The 15,911-nt window shown below is 41.1% G+C and carries 17 protein-coding genes; 9 read left to right on the forward strand and 8 right to left on the reverse strand.

Translation table 11 applies throughout. The annotated features are described in order from the left end of the window. Positions 1 to 14: 14 nt before the first annotated feature. Positions 15 to 791, reverse strand: a complete 777-nt coding sequence (locus tag ACLCEG_RS18045; RefSeq protein WP_086497468.1) for an aldolase — start codon at positions 789 to 791, stop codon at positions 15 to 17. 112 nt (positions 792 to 903) lie between these two features. Here ACLCEG_RS18045 and ACLCEG_RS18050 point away from each other — a divergent pair, with 112 nt between their 5' ends. Beyond that, positions 904 to 2,337, forward strand: coding sequence for a PLP-dependent aminotransferase family protein (locus ACLCEG_RS18050; protein WP_410568648.1), 1,434 nt, complete (start codon positions 904 to 906; stop codon positions 2,335 to 2,337). A 24-nt stretch (positions 2,338 to 2,361) separates the two neighbouring features. On the opposite strand, the gene ACLCEG_RS18055 is transcribed toward ACLCEG_RS18050, so the two are convergent. The 3 genes from ACLCEG_RS18055 to ACLCEG_RS18065 form a co-directional block, all read right to left on the reverse strand. Continuing rightward, the gene (locus tag ACLCEG_RS18055) at positions 2,362 to 2,907 is read right to left on the reverse strand and encodes an NADPH-dependent FMN reductase (protein ID WP_410568650.1); all 546 of its coding nucleotides are present in this window, start codon (positions 2,905 to 2,907) and stop codon (positions 2,362 to 2,364) included. A gap of 89 nt (positions 2,908 to 2,996) precedes the next feature. Next, positions 2,997 to 4,484, reverse strand: coding sequence for a YifB family Mg chelatase-like AAA ATPase (locus ACLCEG_RS18060; RefSeq protein WP_410568652.1), 1,488 nt, complete (start codon positions 4,482 to 4,484; stop codon positions 2,997 to 2,999). A gap of 65 nt (positions 4,485 to 4,549) precedes the next feature. After that, positions 4,550 to 4,777: an accessory factor UbiK family protein gene (locus ACLCEG_RS18065; RefSeq protein ID WP_002048939.1), complete on the reverse strand. Its 228-nt coding sequence runs from the start codon at positions 4,775 to 4,777 to the stop codon at positions 4,550 to 4,552. Positions 4,778 to 5,055: 278 nt separating this feature from the next. On the opposite strand from ACLCEG_RS18065, the gene glnK reads away from it, so the two are divergent. From glnK to ACLCEG_RS18095, 6 genes are all read left to right on the forward strand, one after another. Further along, positions 5,056 to 5,394, forward strand: coding sequence for a P-II family nitrogen regulator (glnK, locus tag ACLCEG_RS18070; protein WP_000780326.1), 339 nt, complete (start codon positions 5,056 to 5,058; stop codon positions 5,392 to 5,394). A 57-nt stretch (positions 5,395 to 5,451) separates the two neighbouring features. After that, positions 5,452 to 6,849 (forward strand): ammonium transporter, encoded by a 1,398-nt coding sequence (locus tag ACLCEG_RS18075; RefSeq protein WP_019456996.1) that lies wholly within the window; start codon positions 5,452 to 5,454, stop codon positions 6,847 to 6,849. A 160-nt stretch (positions 6,850 to 7,009) separates the two neighbouring features. Then, positions 7,010 to 7,468 carry a transcriptional regulator NrdR gene (nrdR, locus tag ACLCEG_RS18080; RefSeq protein WP_004710970.1) on the forward strand — a complete coding sequence of 153 codons (459 nt, stop codon included), beginning with the start codon at positions 7,010 to 7,012 and terminating at the stop codon, positions 7,466 to 7,468. 15 nt (positions 7,469 to 7,483) lie between these two features. Then, entirely contained in the window at positions 7,484 to 8,569 is a 1,086-nt protein-coding gene (ribD, locus tag ACLCEG_RS18085; RefSeq protein ID WP_410568654.1) for a bifunctional diaminohydroxyphosphoribosylaminopyrimidine deaminase/5-amino-6-(5-phosphoribosylamino)uracil reductase RibD, read from the forward strand. Next, positions 8,566 to 9,858 carry a DNA adenine methylase gene (locus ACLCEG_RS18090; protein WP_004699273.1) on the forward strand — a complete coding sequence of 431 codons (1,293 nt, stop codon included), beginning with the start codon at positions 8,566 to 8,568 and terminating at the stop codon, positions 9,856 to 9,858. The genes ribD and ACLCEG_RS18090 overlap by 4 nt, the downstream gene beginning before the upstream one ends. 42 nt (positions 9,859 to 9,900) lie before the next feature. Next, positions 9,901 to 10,560, forward strand: a complete 660-nt coding sequence (locus tag ACLCEG_RS18095) for a riboflavin synthase (RefSeq protein ID WP_004710964.1) — start codon at positions 9,901 to 9,903, stop codon at positions 10,558 to 10,560. Positions 10,561 to 10,619: 59 nt separating this feature from the next. Here ACLCEG_RS18095 and ACLCEG_RS18100 read toward each other — a convergent pair whose 3' ends face one another. The 4 genes from ACLCEG_RS18100 to ACLCEG_RS18115 all read right to left on the reverse strand — a co-directional run bounded on the left by ACLCEG_RS18100 (position 10,620) and on the right by ACLCEG_RS18115 (position 13,494). Beyond that, a complete protein-coding gene (locus tag ACLCEG_RS18100; protein WP_077164309.1) occupies positions 10,620 to 10,838 on the reverse strand; it encodes a hypothetical protein in 219 nt (72 codons plus the stop codon). 130 nt (positions 10,839 to 10,968) lie between these two features. Beyond that, positions 10,969 to 11,607 (reverse strand): hypothetical protein, encoded by a 639-nt coding sequence (locus tag ACLCEG_RS18105; protein ID WP_019456998.1) that lies wholly within the window; start codon positions 11,605 to 11,607, stop codon positions 10,969 to 10,971. A 38-nt stretch (positions 11,608 to 11,645) separates the two neighbouring features. Then, positions 11,646 to 12,053 (reverse strand): DNA polymerase III subunit chi, encoded by a 408-nt coding sequence (locus ACLCEG_RS18110; protein ID WP_004699269.1) that lies wholly within the window; start codon positions 12,051 to 12,053, stop codon positions 11,646 to 11,648. After that, the gene (locus tag ACLCEG_RS18115) at positions 12,046 to 13,494 is read right to left on the reverse strand and encodes a leucyl aminopeptidase (protein WP_410568656.1); all 1,449 of its coding nucleotides are present in this window, start codon (positions 13,492 to 13,494) and stop codon (positions 12,046 to 12,048) included. Before ACLCEG_RS18115 ends, ACLCEG_RS18110 begins: the two co-directional genes overlap by 8 nt. A gap of 143 nt (positions 13,495 to 13,637) precedes the next feature. Between ACLCEG_RS18115 and lptF the strand changes: the two genes are divergently transcribed. Continuing rightward, the gene (gene lptF / locus ACLCEG_RS18120; protein WP_004699267.1) at positions 13,638 to 14,738 is read left to right on the forward strand and encodes an LPS export ABC transporter permease LptF; all 1,101 of its coding nucleotides are present in this window, start codon (positions 13,638 to 13,640) and stop codon (positions 14,736 to 14,738) included. Then, on the forward strand, positions 14,738 to 15,808 hold the full coding sequence (gene lptG, locus ACLCEG_RS18125; RefSeq protein WP_019457001.1) for an LPS export ABC transporter permease LptG: 1,071 nt from the start codon (positions 14,738 to 14,740) through the stop codon (positions 15,806 to 15,808). The genes lptF and lptG overlap by 1 nt, the downstream gene beginning before the upstream one ends. The last annotated feature ends 103 nt before the right edge of the window (positions 15,809 to 15,911 follow it).

Here is a 15,911-nt window from a genome sequence, read left to right on the forward strand (position 1 = left end):
GTCGAAATCTCTTTTTAAATACAGTCAGAATGTTTTTTCAAAGCTTTACGTGCGTAGTAAGCAAAGTTCACTTTGTTACGTTTATCGGTCGATACCCAGTTATGTGCTTCTGTGGCTAAATCGTGTGGGATCGGCTGAATTTGCCCAGCAGACATGGCTAGTAGTTGCAGTTGAGCTGCGCGTTCAATTAAAAGAGCCAAGTTACATGCTTCTTCAATGTTTTTTCCTGTAACCAGTTGACCGTGGTGAGACAACAAAACAGCGCGGTTTTTACCAAGAGCAGAGGAAATCAAAATACCTTCTTCATTGCCCACAGGAACACCCGGCCAGTGGCCTACAAATGAGCAATCTTCGTAAAGTGCACAGACATCCATTTGAGAAATCATGAGCGGAATTTGAAGCATGGAAAGAGCCGCGACATGCGTAGGATGTGTATGGATAATGCAGTTCACCTCTGGGTGTTCTTTATAAATCCATGTGTGAAAACGGTTGGCTGGGTTTGCCATTCCTTCTTGATGGATGGGTTCTAAATCTTGGTTCACTTCAAGTAAGTTTGAAGCAGTAATTTCATCAAAACCTAAACCGAAACGTTGGGTAATAAAGGTTTCTTTATTTTCACTACGGCATGTAATTTGACCTGCCAAACCAGCATCATGGCCATGGTCAAATAAAATACGACAAGTGAGTGCAAGCTTTTGGCGGTCAGTTAAATCTGAGTCGCTAATCCACTTTTGCATGTCTTGCTGTGCGTGTTGCATCAGGTCTTGTTTATTTACAGAAGCAGTCTTCATCTCTTCTCCAGTCCAAGTTGACCAAATTAAGTAGGTGAAGGCAGAATAGAAAACAACTGGATGAATCAATACATCCAGTTTTAATAAGTTATATGGTCCAGATGGGGCGAATATGCTAAGACCTTGGCAAGTACATTTTCGTATCGATGAAAGAGAAGAGAAAACAGTTTTTTTAAAGCTTACTAACTTGATTAGTCAGGAAATTTTAAGTGGCCGTTTAGGGCAGGGGACTATGTTGCCGGGGTCTCGTAGCTTGTCAAAAGAACTAGGAATTAATCGGAAAACCGTGCAGGCAGTTTATGAAGAACTAGAAGCACAAGGATGGTTGGTGACTCGTCCCCGAAAAGGCACATTTGTGGCAGATATTTTGCCTGAAAGTTCAATTGAGATAGAGCCAGCCTTTGAGCAAATAGAACAAGAGAAATCTCTAATTCAAAGCACTGCTGTCTATCCACATAACGATGGTGTGCCAGATCCACGACTTATTCCCTACGAACTATTTTCACGCGCCTATCGGCATGCACTGATTAAAATTACGCAAAACCAGTACATGGGCTATGGCGACCCGCGGGGAATGATCGAGCTAAGACAAGCCTTACAACAAATGCTCTCGATGGAACGCTTTATGAATGTTGCCGCAGATGAGATTTGTATTGTACGTGGTAGCCAGATGGGAATTTTTCTTGCCTCTCGGGCATTACCTAATCGGCAGGGTGTTATTGTCGTTGAAGAGCTTTACTACCCATCTGCTGTTAAAGCATTCCAATCAAATGGTTTTCAGGTCGTTTCTGTCAAACTAGATGAACAGGGTATTATTATTGAAGATCTAGAACGAATTTTAAAAGAACACTCGGTTGCTGCCATTTATACAACTCCGCATCATCAATATCCTACAACTGTCACGATGCCAATGAATCGCCGTCTTCAACTCTTAGAGCTTTCAAAAAAATGGGGTTTTTATATTATTGAAGATGACTATGACCATGAATTCCATTATGACAGCCGACCTATGCCGCCCTTAGCGAGTTTGCCTCATTCTGAATTAGTCATTCATGTGGGTTCATTGTCTAAAGTTTTTGCACCGGGTATTCGTTTGGGTTACATCGTGGCATCTTCACCAGTTATTCAATCCATTACTGAAGATATTTTACTGATTGATCGTCAAGGTAATAGTATTACTGAACTTGCCTTAGCAGATTTAATGCATCGAGGGGAGATCAAACGGCATATCCGTAAAATGAAAAAAATATATCAACTACGCCGTGACCATGCCTTAGCTGAGTTTCAACGAGTTTTTGCTGAGACTGTTCAGATACAACCACCTGCGGGCGGAATGGCCTTATGGGCGAAATTCCAGAAACCATTTACTCAAGATCAGCTTATACAGTTAAAAGATCTTAACATTGATACAGAGCATAAGTTTAAACAAAACGAGTCTTCTAATCGTTGTATTCGCTTGGGTTTTGCCGCTTTATCAGAGAAAGAAAACACTGCTTTAATCGAGAAGCTAAATGAGATTCTTAATAAAAGAACAGTGAACTCATAATCTGTTATTTCATTTTAAGAAAGTTCACTCTAATTGGTCTTTATACTTTTGAATCTCTAAGACAAAGCTAAACAGGAATGGGGTAATTTGTGACTTATATTCTTTAGTATGTAGCATTTCAAAAATTTGTTCGGGAGATTTACTGAGAAGAGAAAAGCGTAAAAATAAATCTTCAAAAAAATTGCTGCTCACTGTCGAAAGTACTCTTCTTAAAGAAACTAGCATGTCGTCACCGCGACTAGATGCATGAACTAGAACAATCGGCTTGTCTATAATTTCGGTACGAGAAACCATCCAATCAATTGCATTTTTAAGACCGCCCGGAATACAACGAATATATTCAGGACTTGAAATAATAATTCCATCTGCATCAGAAACAGATTTGATGAAATCTCCCACTACAGTAGGCGTTTTTTCTCCTTCATTATCTGGAGAAAAGATAGGCAGATTATTAATTTGATCAAAAACTGTAAACTCAATACTGGACGGTGCTATATCCCTCATTGCTTTTAAGAGCGCCGTATTGGTAGATACTTTTCTTGCACTACCCGATATAGCCAAAATTTTCATAGCGTCCTCTTTTTTGCCTTTTTATATAGGCTTTAATAAACAACTCAGTTACATATTAAAAAAGCGGATACACGATCCGCTGTTTCATCTTAAGAATGATTACCTCGATAGGAGAGTGCTTCTGTAAGATGAGGACTTTGAATCATCTCACTTTGTGCTAAATCAGCAATAGTTCGCGCGACTCGTAAAACACGATGATAAGCACGAGCCGATAAATTTAAACGTTGCTGTGCCATTTCAATCATTCGCTGTGAAGTACTATCAAGGACAGCATATTGCTCAAGTTGTTTCGGTGAAAGCGCCTGATTCAAACAATCTTGTCTTTGCATTTGTTGTTCATAAGCATAAATCACACGTTGTCGCACAGTTGTAGAATCTTCGGCGGGTGTCGGGTCTTGTAGTTCCTGAGCTTTTAAAGGTGGTACATCAATATGTAAATCGATACGGTCAAGTAATGGCCCTGATATACGGTTCTGATAGCGTTTAATACTCTCTGGTGAACACTGACAACGACTGTCTTGATTAAATGCATAACCACATGGGCAGGGGTTCATGGCTGCAATCAATTGGAAGTTGGCAGGATAGGTAATTTGCCGTGCTGCCCGTGAAATAATAATTTCTTTTGACTCGAGCGGCTGGCGTAAAACCTCTAATACTTTGCGATCAAACTCGGGCAATTCATCTAAGAATAGAACACCTAAATGAGATAAGGTAATTTCACCCGGTTTAGGATGTGAGCCGCCCCCAACTAGTGCAATTGCGGATGCAGTATGATGTGGTGCACGAAAAGGACGCTGTCCAAAAGTATGTGGCGTATTTGAAATAGAATAAATACTAGCAACTTCAAGCGTTTCTTGAGTAGATAGTGGCGGTAAAATTGAAGGAAGGCGTGAGGCGAGTAAAGTCTTCCCTGTGCCCGGTGGTCCTTTAAAGAGCAAGGAGTGCCCTCCAGCGGCAGCGATTTCTAGTGCACGGCGCGGGCGTAGCTGGCCTTTTACATCTGCAAGGTCAAATTTATACGGCATGTCATTTGAGCGGGAAGATGATTGCACCTGAGATAGCTTAGTATTTCCTAAAAAGTGTTCACAAACTTCTTTTAAATGACTCACCGGATAACACTCAAGATTTGGTAAATGACTAATATCCTGACTATTATCTTGGGGTAAAACAATTTTATGCTGGGCTTGTTGGCATGCCATTGCCAAAGTTAAAGCGCCTGAAACTGGTCTTACATGACCATCTAGTGCTAACTCTCCAATAAATTCAAAGTCTTCTGTACAGTTCTCTGGAAGCTGACCTGAGGCAATTAATATCCCTAATGCGATCGGTAAATCTAAACGTGAACCATCTTTGGGCAAATCTGCGGGAGCAAGATTAATGGTCAGTCGTTTAGTCGGAAACTGAAATCCACTATTAATAATGGCTGAGCGAACCCTGTCCTTACTCTCCCTCACTGCTGCTTCAGCAAGCCCTACAATCGTTAGAGAAGGTAAGCCTTGACTCACGTGCACCTCTACTTCTATGAGAGGTGCATGCAATCCTAAAAGTCCCCGAGTATAAATTTTAGAAAAAGACATCTTATTGTTCCATTATGGTGCTTCATTTTTAATCGTTGTAAAGTATAAGTGCGCTACGTTGGTGCTTATTTTTTATTCTTTAAAGTTTCTTCTAACAGACTTACTTGTTTTTGTAGCTCTTCTAAACGTTGGTTGGCTAAATGGAGGGCGGTTTTCTGTCTTTCGATTTCTTGTTTCGACACGAGGTCTAATTTCTCGACAGTTTCATTTAATAATGCACGTAAATTTTTTTCTAAATCTTTTTTAGGCTCGTCAATTTGTTCCAAAATGGCCTGTAATAGAGTTTCTAACATGGGATATCCAAACTGTTGTATTCACTTTACTTGTCAGTTTAACACTGCTTGAAGCTCGGATATAGGCTTCTTGGCTTTCCGATATTGCATAACAATAAATTGAAATAAAAACAGGACTGCAAATTCATTTTATTTTTAGTAGCTCATCTACATCTTGATAACTAAATAGGTTATAAAGAAAGCTCATGCAAAAGATTCATCTCCTCCAACCTTTGAAATATTGGCATGAAAATTGAACATAAAACCTTACTGGTGAAAAGAAGCCGAAGGAAACAAACATGAAGCTTGTAACTGCAATTGTAAAACCGTTTAAATTGGATGATGTGCGAGAAGCACTCTCTGACATTGGTGTACAAGGGATTACCGTAACTGAAGTTAAAGGTTTTGGTCGTCAAAAAGGGCATACAGAACTTTACCGCGGCGCGGAGTATGTGGTTGATTTCTTACCTAAAGTAAAAATCGAAATTGCGATTAGCGATGAAATGGTCGACGCAGTAATTGAGTCAATTACTCGTGTGGCAAGTACTGGGAAAATCGGCGACGGTAAGATTTTTGTGACTAACCTGGAACAAGTCATCCGTATCCGTACGGGTGAAACAGGACCAGATGCTGTCTAAATTGGCACAAAGCTTGCTGAGCAATAAATAGCTCGCAAATGAGGTTGGGGGACACGAATGAAAAAAATGCTTATGGCGCTGAGTCTAACAGGCGCACTTTTGGGTGGTACTGCCGCTTGGGCAGAAGAGACTGTAACAACACCGACATCTGAGGTTACAGCAACATCAACATCTGCAGCTCCTGCAACAACTGCAGCAGCACCAGCCGCCGCAGCAACTCCGGCAGCTCCAGCACCGACACCAAAACTCGATACAGGCGATACATCTTGGATTTTAGTTTCAACAGCTTTAGTACTGTTGATGACGATTCCTGGCTTGGCATTGTTCTACGGCGGTATGGTCCGTAAGAAAAACGTCTTAAGCACCATGATGTTCAGCCTTTCTGCTGCAATTTTGGTAAGTTTAATTTGGGTGATTGCTGGTTATTCACTCGCGTTCTCTGGCACAGGTGCATACTTTGGTGACTTGTCTAAAGCGATGCTCAACGGCGTAGGCTTTAATGCACTAAGTGGAACAATTCCTGAAAGCTTGTTTGTTATTTTCCAAATGACTTTTGCCATCATTACTGTCGCAATTTTGAGTGGTTCGATTGCTGACCGTATGAAATATTCAGCTTTCATGGCCTTTATTACTATTTGGGTACTCGTAGTTTATGCGCCAATTACTCACTGGGTGTGGGCAACAGATGGTTGGTTATTTAAAGCAGGCGCGTTAGATTTTGCTGGTGGTACAGTTGTACATATCAACTCTGGTGTTGCAGGTTTAGTTGCAGCTTACATGCTTGGTAAACGTATTGGCCTTGGCCGTGAATCTATGGCACCGCATAACCTAACTTTAACTGTAATCGGTGCAAGCTTACTTTGGGTGGGTTGGTTCGGCTTCAACGGTGGTAGTGCGTTAGGCGCTGGTGCTCGTGCAAGTATGGCAATTTTAGTAACTCAAGTTGCTGCCGCTGCTGCTGCGTTCTCTTGGTTAGTTGTAGAACGTATGATTCGTGGTAAAGCTTCTGTATTAGGTGGTGCATCTGGTGCTGTGGCTGGTTTGGTTGTGATTACACCAGCAGCTGGCTTCGTCGGTGTAGGCGGAGCTCTAGTGATGGGCTTAATCGGTGGTGTTGTTTGCTTCTGGGGTATTACAGCACTTAAACGCTTACTCAAAGCAGATGATGCATTGGATGCCTTTGGTTTACATGCAGTAGGTGGTATTGTCGGCGCGATTTTAACTGGTGTGTTCTACAGTGATGAAATCATCAAAGCAGCTAGTGTAACTTTAGCTCCAACATTTGCTGGTCAATTGTGGGTACAAGTTGAAGGTGTACTTGCAACTATGGTTTATAGCGGTATTGTTACCTTCATTATTCTTAAAGTGATTGACGTGGTGATTGGTCTGCGTGTTAATGCCGATGATGAACGTATGGGTCTGGATTTAAGCCAACATGGCGAACGTATTGAATAATACATAATATATCTGCTGTATTAAAAACAGTCTTGAGCTGTGATCAAAGCGATGCTTTGATCTGGCTCAAGGCTGTTTTTTTGTCTCATAGAATGCTGGTTCAGTAAGCGTAGAAATTTTGCTACACTAGGTCAAAGTAATTGACCCTATTAAGTCCGCTATGCATTGTCCATTTTGCAACGCCGCAGATAGTAAAGTCATCGATTCTCGGCTAGCCGCAGAAGGCTGTCAGATTCGTCGACGTCGTGAGTGTGTAGTTTGCGGTGAACGTTTTACCACTTTTGAGAGCTATGAAGTGGTGATGCCCCGTGTGATCAAATCGAATGGAAAAAATGAACCGTTCGATGAAGCGAAGCTACGTCGTTCGCTTATGCATGCTTTACAAAAGCGTCCAGTGACACAAGAGCAGATCGAAACGGTTCTAAGCGATATTCAATTGCAGATTCGCCGTTTAGGTGAGCGTGATGTTAAGTCTAGAACAATTGGTGAAATTGTCATGCAATCTTTATTTGCACTTGACCACGTTGCCTATGTTCGTTTTGCTTCGGTTTATCAGGACTTTCAGGATGTTGAAGCGTTTCGCCGTCAAATTGAGCAAATGCAACAACGTGAACATTAATCATTTGAGATTTATATGTCTGAGTTGAAACAAGATCAGTACTGGATGCAGCAAGCGATTGAACTTGCTAAACGAGGACTTTATTCGACAAAACCAAATCCAAATGTTGGGTGCGTGATTGTCAAAGATAATCAGGTCATTGGTGAAGGCTTTCACCCAAAAGCTGGTCAACCCCATGCTGAAGTTTTTGCATTACGTGAAGCTGGTGAGCAAGCACAAGGTGCAACCGCTTATGTAACACTTGAACCATGTGCTCATTATGGTCGAACTCCTCCATGCGCTGAGGCACTCGTGAAGGAGCAGGTTAAAAAAGTGGTTGTGGCATGTCCCGATCCAAACCCGCTTGTTGCGGGTAAAGGGGTTCAGATTTTAAAAAATGCTGGTATTGAAGTAGAAATCGGTATTTGTGAAGATTCAGCAGCCAAACTTAATCAAGGCTTTTTAAAAGCGATGTCTACGGGCATGCCTTATGTGCGCTTAAAAGTCGCTTCAAGTCTAGATGGTCGTACAGCCATGGCATCTGGTGAATCGAAATGGATTACAGGTACTGCTGCCCGTCAAGATGTACAACATTGGCGTGCAATTTCAGGTGCTGTGATTACAGGTATTGATACTGTGATTGCTGATGACTGTCAGCTTAATGTACGCAATCTAAATCAGATTGATATTGATACAGTCGTGCAGCCAAAACGAGTGATTCTAGATCGAAAAGGGCGTTTGCCGCTTACTGCTAAAATTTTAGAAAATCCTGAAACGGTGATGGTCATGGGGCCGTATCGTCAAGAACTCTCGGACTTAGGCGTGGTACAATTAGAAATTCAGCCTTTAAAAACGTTATTACAGTCCTTATCTAAGCAATACCAAATTTATGATGTGCTGATTGAGGCTGGTGCAACATTATCGAGTGCCTTTCTAAAAGAAGGTTTGGTCGATGAAATGATCAGTTATGTCGCTCCGACTTTATTGGGGCAAAGTGCAAGAGCCATGTTCAACGCAGATTTTGAATATATGGCTCAGCAACTCCGTTTTAAACTTCTTGATGTAACGCAACTTGATCAAGATATACGCTTAAGGTTAATCCCTACGCAAGAGAAAGTATGAATTCAGAGCCATCGGTTTACCACAAACGTCGTCATGCAGCCCGCACGACCGACGAATATCTTTTCCATCAGCTTGTGCCGTACTTGGGTAACAAGCGCCGATTGCTCCATCTAATTTTAGAAGCCCTAGAAATTACAGGGACGCTGAACAGCAAGAAAAAGAATCCTCCGATTTTTGCCGACTTTTTTGCGGGTAGTGGTGTGGTATCTCGTTTGGCACGTCAAAATGGTTACCGTGTCATTGCGAATGACTGGGAACCTTATAGCCATGCTTTAAATCATGCGATTTTAGCCTGTGTCGATGCGCCTGCTTTTAAAGAGCTTGGCGGATATCAAAAAGCCATCGATTATTTAAATAGATTGCCTGAGGTTAAGGGCTGGGTTACACATAACCTTTGTCCTCGTAACGATGATGTATACGATCCAACCCGTGACCGTTTGTTCTTTAAACGCCGTAATGGTATGCGTATCGATGCGATTCGCCAGCAAATCGCAACATGGCAGGCACAAGGTGCAATTAATGATGTAGAGATGAGTGCTTTACTTGCACCATTGCTCTATTCAGCTAGCTTTGTGAGCAATACAAGTGGTGTATTTAAAAGCTTTCACCAAGGGTGGGGCGGACGCACACAAACGGCTTTAGAGCGTATTGAATCATTACTTTGGTTAACACCGAGCCGTTTCTGTGAGATTGGTGATCGTAAACGTCCAGCCGCTGAAATGTGGTGTGTAGATTCACAACATTTAGCAAATCAGATGAGTGGTTTTGAAGTAGATGTTGCCTATCTTGACCCACCATATAACCAGCATGCTTACAGTAGTAACTATCACGTTTTAAATGCATTAACTTTATGGGATCAGGTTGATTTACCTTCACCAGATACCAAAGGTTATAAGAGCGGTATTGATCGTGCATGGCGTAAAGAGCGTCCAAGTCCATATAACTCTTCTAAACATGCAAAAGATGCGTATGAAAAATTACTTTCAACCATCAATGCACGTTATATTCTGACCAGCTATTCGACCGATGGTAACATTGAGCCAAAAGATTTACTTATGGCCAATCTGGAGCGCGGAAAAGTCACTTTACTGACTCAAGATGTTCCACGTTATCGCGTAAGTAAACAACGTCAGTCAGAACGTGCACGCGTGCTCGAGTTTATTGTGATTACAGATACACATGCCAAACCCGGACCACCGTTACGCCAATTGTTAGGCCAGCTTTACCACTTTGCCGAGCTAGGTGGTGTAGATACTTCAGGTAATAGTACGCAACTTGCACTTTGGTAAGCGCTGCAACTTAAGCAGTGTGAAAGATTTGGAGATTGAGCCATGTTTACAGGCATTATTGAAAGTTTAGGTAAAGTAGAAAGCCTGCAAAGTGTAGGTGGCGATGTGCGTTTACGTATTCAAACCGATTTGGATATGTCGGATGTACATTTGGGTGACTCAATTGCAACCAATGGAATCTGTCTCACCGTGATTGAGTGGGGCGACAACTGGTATGCTGCCGATGTTTCTCGCGAAAGTTTAAACCGTACTACTTTGGGTAACTGGAAAGTGGGTCAACGTGTCAATGTTGAAAAAGCGATGCTACCGACAACCCGTTTTGGTGGACACATTGTTAGTGGTCACGTTGATGGCGTAGGTGAAATTACCGTAGTACGTGAAGATGCTCGCTCAATTTATTATGAAGTGACAGCGCCTGTAGAACTAGCTAAATATTTGGCAGAAAAAGGTTCTGTAACTGTAGATGGTATTAGTTTAACCATTAACCATTTGCGCGGTAATATTTTAAGTTTGAACTTAATTCCACACACAGCAGAACGTACCAATATTGGAACATGGCAAGTAGGTAGCAAAGTTAACCTTGAAGTCGATGTATTAGCACGTTATATCGAGCGTTTATTACTGGGTGATAAAGCTGCTGAACAGAAGACTGAGTCAAATATTAGTATGGCTTTTTTAGCTGAAAATGGTTTTTTAAAATAAATTTTAAATCGCCAAAATAAAAAACCGGACATATGTTCCGGTTTTTTTATTTTAAAAAATTAATGCTTGGTGAGAGTAACCGAATGTGTGCCAACCCATGGTTTATTATGCTGGGTGCGTGTAATTGAAAATTGCCCTTTTTCTGACGCTCGTGTCAGCAAAATAGAAAGTGAATTAAAGTCGTTATGACTCATATAAAGTTCTTGTGCTGAAAATGTCCATTGGTCACCCTGATTAAGCTGCTCAAGTTGCGTTGAAATCTGATGTGGAATGTCCATTTTTACTCTCTTTAATTTTGATAAATAACCATGCATTATTCTAATAATTATTTGAACTAAAAGAATATTATGCATGACTATTTTGTGACAATTAAATGTCATTTTGATGACAAAGAGCGTTTTTAAAATTTTACTTTTCTATTTTTTCATCAGAAAACTTAGAATTATTTAATATGTATTCAATTTCTTCTTGAGCTGCCGCCTCTAGTTTGGCACGGAAAGCCGTTACAGAATGTTCAATTAAGTTTTCAGCTTCAAGTTCTAAACGAATTCGTAAACTTTCAAGCTCCGATAAGATTTGATCATCGGTAATGCTAAGTTTTACACCAGAAGAATAGTCTACAGCAGGTGTTTCAGGGTTTTTTTGATAACGTGCAGTTTGTTCAGCAACTTCTTGTTCTAAATGACTGCAGAAAGCTTGTAGAGCTTGGGTCTGCTCATCAAACTTACGAACTTCATCGGCTTGCAATTCAGCAGCATAGGCTGCTTCAACTGCACGCTTATCTGCAAGAGATTTTTCTAAAGCAAGCTGACGGCGAATTCGTGCTTGTTCGATTAACTCTGCTTTGAGGTCTGCATAAGCTTGTTCAATGTTTTTCTGCGACTCTAGCTGTGCTTTCTCGTCATTGAGTACCCAAAGTTGAATAGGCGTCTGAGGCTCTAATAAATCGCAAATACGTGCCAAATCCTGTTGATAGGCATGACGGACAGCTTCAGGCGCATTTAACCATCTTTTTTTAAAATCTTGCCCGACATTTAATGCCACCACAGTTCTCCTTTACTCAACAGTCTCAACATTTTAGCGCTTTATAATTTAAAGGTTCGAGGTTCTATACCCAAACGACGATACATTTTAAATTTTTCTCGGCCAATTTGCTTGGCTGCTTCATTATTTTCAACAATTTCTATAATGTGGCTAAAATGATTCACTTGTTCAAGTGCATGATTGTTAAAATTAAATGCCAACCAACCCTGTTCAGTAGGTTGTTTAGCCGAAATACATACTGCTGCGTCTGCCTGATCAATACCATGAGCAATGAAGCTGGTCGGATCAAAGCTCCAAAGTTTTTCATCAAGTGTTTGTTGTAACTGCACATCTGTGCAGTACCACCAGATTTGTGAGTGCTTCAGTAGAATCTTTCGGCACAAACGGCAAGCACTATCGACTTGCCGTTCTTCACTCGTTTCAAACAAATAAAAGCTAACTTTAGCCATTCGTATTTACACGGTTGGCTAAGAATTGCATAAGTAACGGTACTGGACGACCAGTTGCACCTTTTGCTGCACCTGATAACCAAGCTGTACCGGCTACATCTAAGTGAGCCCAGCGATAATCACGTGTGAAACGTTCAAGGAAGCAGGCCGCTGTAATCGCACCGCCATGTGGACCACCAATGTTAGCGATATCTGCAAAAGGTGAGTCTAGTAGTTCTTGATAGTCATCAATCACTGGCATACGCCATACTCGGTCGAATGACTGCTCACCCGCTTGTTGAAGCTCAATTGCTAAAGCATCGTCAGGAGAGAATAAGCCGCTTAACACTTTACCTAGTGCAACTACACAAGCACCAGTTAAAGTTGCGATATCAATGACTACTGCCGGATTGAAACGTTTGATATACGTTAACGTATCGCAAAGAACCAGACGACCTTCTGCGTCGGTGTTTAAAATTTCAACCGTTTGACCACTCATGGTCGTTACGATATCGCCCGGACGAGTTGCTTTACCTGAAGGCATATTTTCTGCTGCAGCAATCGCGCCCACCACATGGATTGGAAGGCGTGCTTCACATAATGCGCGGATTGTACCAAGCACAGAAGCTGCACCACACATATCGAATTTCATTTCATCCATGCCAAGGCCTGGTTTTAAAGAAATACCACCTGTATCAAAAGTAACGCCTTTACCTACAAGTACAACAGGGGCTTGTTCAAGGTTTGCTTGGTATTCAAGAGTGACAATACGACCCGGACGTTCAGATCCTTTACTTACAGCGAGGAATGCATACATGCCTAAATCAGCCATTTGCTGCTCATTTAAGACAGTCACTTTAAGTAAGTCTGGGAATTCTGCAGCTAAAGCTAATGCCTGTTCAGCTAAATATTCAGGGAAACAGATATTACCTGGACGGTTTCCTAAGTCACGAGCATAAGACTGACCAGATTGTACGGCATGCACCAAGGCAAGTTGGCTTTCATCAAGATTGGTTTGTGAACTAATTAAATCAACTTGTTGTAACACAAATTCATTTTTTTTCGATTTAAACTCATCATAACCATAAGCTGCTTGAGTTAAGCTTAATGCAAATAAATAATGGTATTCGACAGGTAACGCAGCAATATCAATTGCGATATGCTTAAATTTATTTTGTGTCGATTTGATAATGGTTTGTGCCAATTTTGCTAACTTAACTGCTTGAAGTTCAGCTGCTTTTCCTAAACCAAGTAATTGGGTATGAGTTTGATGAGTAAGCTGACCAAACAATGGCAACGTTTCGTTGAAGTTGGCTTTAAATTGAGTCGCTGTAAGAATGTTTTCTATATTATTGATTTGATATGTGTTGAGGTTGGTTTGTAGCTGTTCTGAATCAACTAAAACCCACAAAGATTCATTAGATGTTTGTTCAGGGAAAGTTGTATAAGTTGTAAATTTCATGGCTGCCGTGATTGCCTATAGAAAGTTATGTTGGATTAAAACATTGAAACACTTTCAAGCATAGCGTTGCAATGTGCGGTTTTATATTTTTAACATTCGGGTAAACTAGCGTTCGTCCTGTTTAGCCTTTTGGAAGTATTAATTTGATTATTCGGCGTTATCTCGTCAAGCAAGTTGTCTCTACCTCATTGGTGGTCATTGCATTATTGACCTTAATCATGATGGGTGGTCGTCTGATCAAATACTTTGGTGTGGCGGCGCAGGGGCGTTTAGATGCTAGTATTTTATTTAGCATCGTAGGATATCGTTTACCCGAATTCCTTACCCTTATTTTACCACTAGGTTTTTTTATTGGCTTAATGCTGGTGTTCGGTCGCTTATATGTTGACCATGAAATGGCCGTACTCAATGGTAGTGGAGTAAGTCGTCATCAGTTAGCACGCTTACTCATTCCAATGACACTGGTTTACATGGTTTGTCAGTCTGTGCTCATGTTATGGATGACGCCGTGGGGACTACGTGAATTTGAAAAACTAACGACAACCCAAGCTGTACGGACTGGTTTTGATTTGGTTCGGCCAAGAGAGTTTATTTCTTCAGGGCCTTATACGATTTATGCAGGCTCACTGTCGGAAGACCGTAAAAACCTCAAGGATATTTTCTTTTATCAACGCGCTACTAAAGAAGATAAGCCAGATGTCATGATTTTGGCAAAAGAGGCAACACGTGTTGAGATGGCTAATGATACAGCCAATGTTGTCGATCTGGTTCAAGGTCGCCGTTATGAAATATATCCGGGACAACCGAAATATACGCAAGCAGAGTTCCAGTCTTATCGTCTGCGCTTAGAAAATGATAAGGATGTTAAGTTTGAAAGTAGTGATGTAGGAGCACTTCCAACCTCTAAACTATTGGATAAAAGTAATGATCCTGTCATTAGAAGTGAGTTGGGTTGGCGTTTATTTGGTCCGTTTACCATCATTGTTGCTCTCATGATGTCAGTTGCATTGTCTGAGGTAAATCCACGACAGGGCCGTTATTATCGTCTTATTCCATCTATTTTTATTTTCGCGAGTCTGATTGTACTTATGATTGCGATTAAGACTCGTATCAGTAGAGGAGAGCTGGACATTTGGGCTTATCCAGCAGCTTTATTGGTTTATGCAATTGCAGCTGCCTTATTTTCACGTAAACAGAAATTAGGGCCGAAAATCAAGAAACAGATCAAGCGGGTGAAATTATAATGTTAGCACGTCGAATAGTCGCCAAATATGTGACGAAAACCACTGCGCTTGCAATGTTTGGTACCACCATTGTTTTATCTGTTTTACAGGTTTTGTTTACTTATTTGGGTGAGTTGGGTGAGTTAAAGCCTGACTATAATGCATGGCAAGCTTTTATCTATGTGTTATGGGGTGCCCCTCGCTATCTATATGAGATTTTACCTATTTCGGCCTTAATTGGGGCTGTGATTGGATTAGGGGCTTTAGCATCCAACAGCGAGCTGATTGTGATGCGCTCAGTTGGTATTAGCTTGTGGCGTATTGTAGGTTGGGTGATGCGCTCAGCTTTGCTGCTTATTATTTTATCTTTTGCACTTAGTGAGTGGGTTGTTCCTTATACAAATGAGCAAGCACAAAGTGTTAAAAGTCACCGTTCAGCAGCTGCTTTAGGTGAAGTGAAAGGCTATTGGTCACGAGAAGGACAGCGTTTTATCTATATTGACTATGCAAACTCGCAAGGAAATTTAAGAGACATTCAAGTTGTAGACTTTGACAAAGATTACCGTTTGCAATCTCTAATTAATGCAGAGCAAGGTAAGTTTATCAAAGATGGTCAATGGTCTTTACAGAAAGCTAGCCAAACAGACATTCTTACAGATGGTAATTCAATACAAAACAATCATGAACAGCAGTCTTTAGGGTTGGCTTTGCAACCTAAATACGTACACATGGTGACTTTAGATCCTGAAGACTTATCTCCAAGTCAGTTGGTTAGCTTCATGCGTTATATGGATGAATATAGCCAAGTCCCTAAAACGTACCAATTAGCTTTTTGGCAAAAAGTTGCCTCTCCATTTTCTCTCATTACCTTGGTGTTAGTCGCTTGTTCTTTTATTTTTGGGCCACTACGTCAACAATCAATGGGTTTCAGATTGGTGATCGCACTCTTTATTGGTTTGGGTTTCTATTACTTACAAGATTTCTTGGGTTACGCAAGTTTGGTATACGCACCTTCACCTGCTTGGTTTGTGCTTATACCTATTGCTTTGCTATTCGGTGCAGGTAGTTATTTACTTTACCGCGCCCGTTAATTCAAAAGAATATGAATAGCTTTCTCAATGATAGGCATTGGTGAAAGCTATAGGAAAAATTAGAGTCTTCACCGAAAATTCGGTAAGATATTGCGATGAAATT

The sequence above is a fragment of the Acinetobacter sp. H1(2024) genome, from assembly GCF_046557555.1.
GTDB classification, from domain to species: domain Bacteria; phylum Pseudomonadota; class Gammaproteobacteria; order Pseudomonadales; family Moraxellaceae; genus Acinetobacter; species Acinetobacter seifertii.

What these genes read in the sequence shown, in the direction of transcription:
- ACLCEG_RS18045 (WP_086497468.1), bottom strand. Translation starts at nt 791, where the DNA reads ATGAAGACTGCTTCTGTAAATAAACAAGACCTGATGCAACACGCACAG.
- ACLCEG_RS18050 (WP_410568648.1), top strand. Translation starts at nt 904, where the DNA reads ATGCTAAGACCTTGGCAAGTACATTTTCGTATCGATGAAAGAGAAGAG.
- ACLCEG_RS18055 (WP_410568650.1), bottom strand. Translation starts at nt 2,907, where the DNA reads ATGAAAATTTTGGCTATATCGGGTAGTGCAAGAAAAGTATCTACCAAT.
- ACLCEG_RS18060 (WP_410568652.1), bottom strand. Translation starts at nt 4,484, where the DNA reads ATGTCTTTTTCTAAAATTTATACTCGGGGACTTTTAGGATTGCATGCA.
- ACLCEG_RS18065 (WP_002048939.1), bottom strand. Translation starts at nt 4,777, where the DNA reads ATGTTAGAAACTCTATTACAGGCCATTTTGGAACAAATTGACGAGCCT.
- glnK (WP_000780326.1), top strand. Translation starts at nt 5,056, where the DNA reads ATGAAGCTTGTAACTGCAATTGTAAAACCGTTTAAATTGGATGATGTG.
- ACLCEG_RS18075 (WP_019456996.1), top strand. Translation starts at nt 5,452, where the DNA reads ATGAAAAAAATGCTTATGGCGCTGAGTCTAACAGGCGCACTTTTGGGT.
- nrdR (WP_004710970.1), top strand. Translation starts at nt 7,010, where the DNA reads ATGCATTGTCCATTTTGCAACGCCGCAGATAGTAAAGTCATCGATTCT.
- ribD (WP_410568654.1), top strand. Translation starts at nt 7,484, where the DNA reads ATGTCTGAGTTGAAACAAGATCAGTACTGGATGCAGCAAGCGATTGAA.
- ACLCEG_RS18090 (WP_004699273.1), top strand. Translation starts at nt 8,566, where the DNA reads ATGAATTCAGAGCCATCGGTTTACCACAAACGTCGTCATGCAGCCCGC.
- ACLCEG_RS18095 (WP_004710964.1), top strand. Translation starts at nt 9,901, where the DNA reads ATGTTTACAGGCATTATTGAAAGTTTAGGTAAAGTAGAAAGCCTGCAA.
- ACLCEG_RS18100 (WP_077164309.1), bottom strand. Translation starts at nt 10,838, where the DNA reads ATGGACATTCCACATCAGATTTCAACGCAACTTGAGCAGCTTAATCAG.
- ACLCEG_RS18110 (WP_004699269.1), bottom strand. Translation starts at nt 12,053, where the DNA reads ATGGCTAAAGTTAGCTTTTATTTGTTTGAAACGAGTGAAGAACGGCAA.
- ACLCEG_RS18115 (WP_410568656.1), bottom strand. Translation starts at nt 13,494, where the DNA reads ATGAAATTTACAACTTATACAACTTTCCCTGAACAAACATCTAATGAA.
- lptG (WP_019457001.1), top strand. Translation starts at nt 14,738, where the DNA reads ATGTTAGCACGTCGAATAGTCGCCAAATATGTGACGAAAACCACTGCG.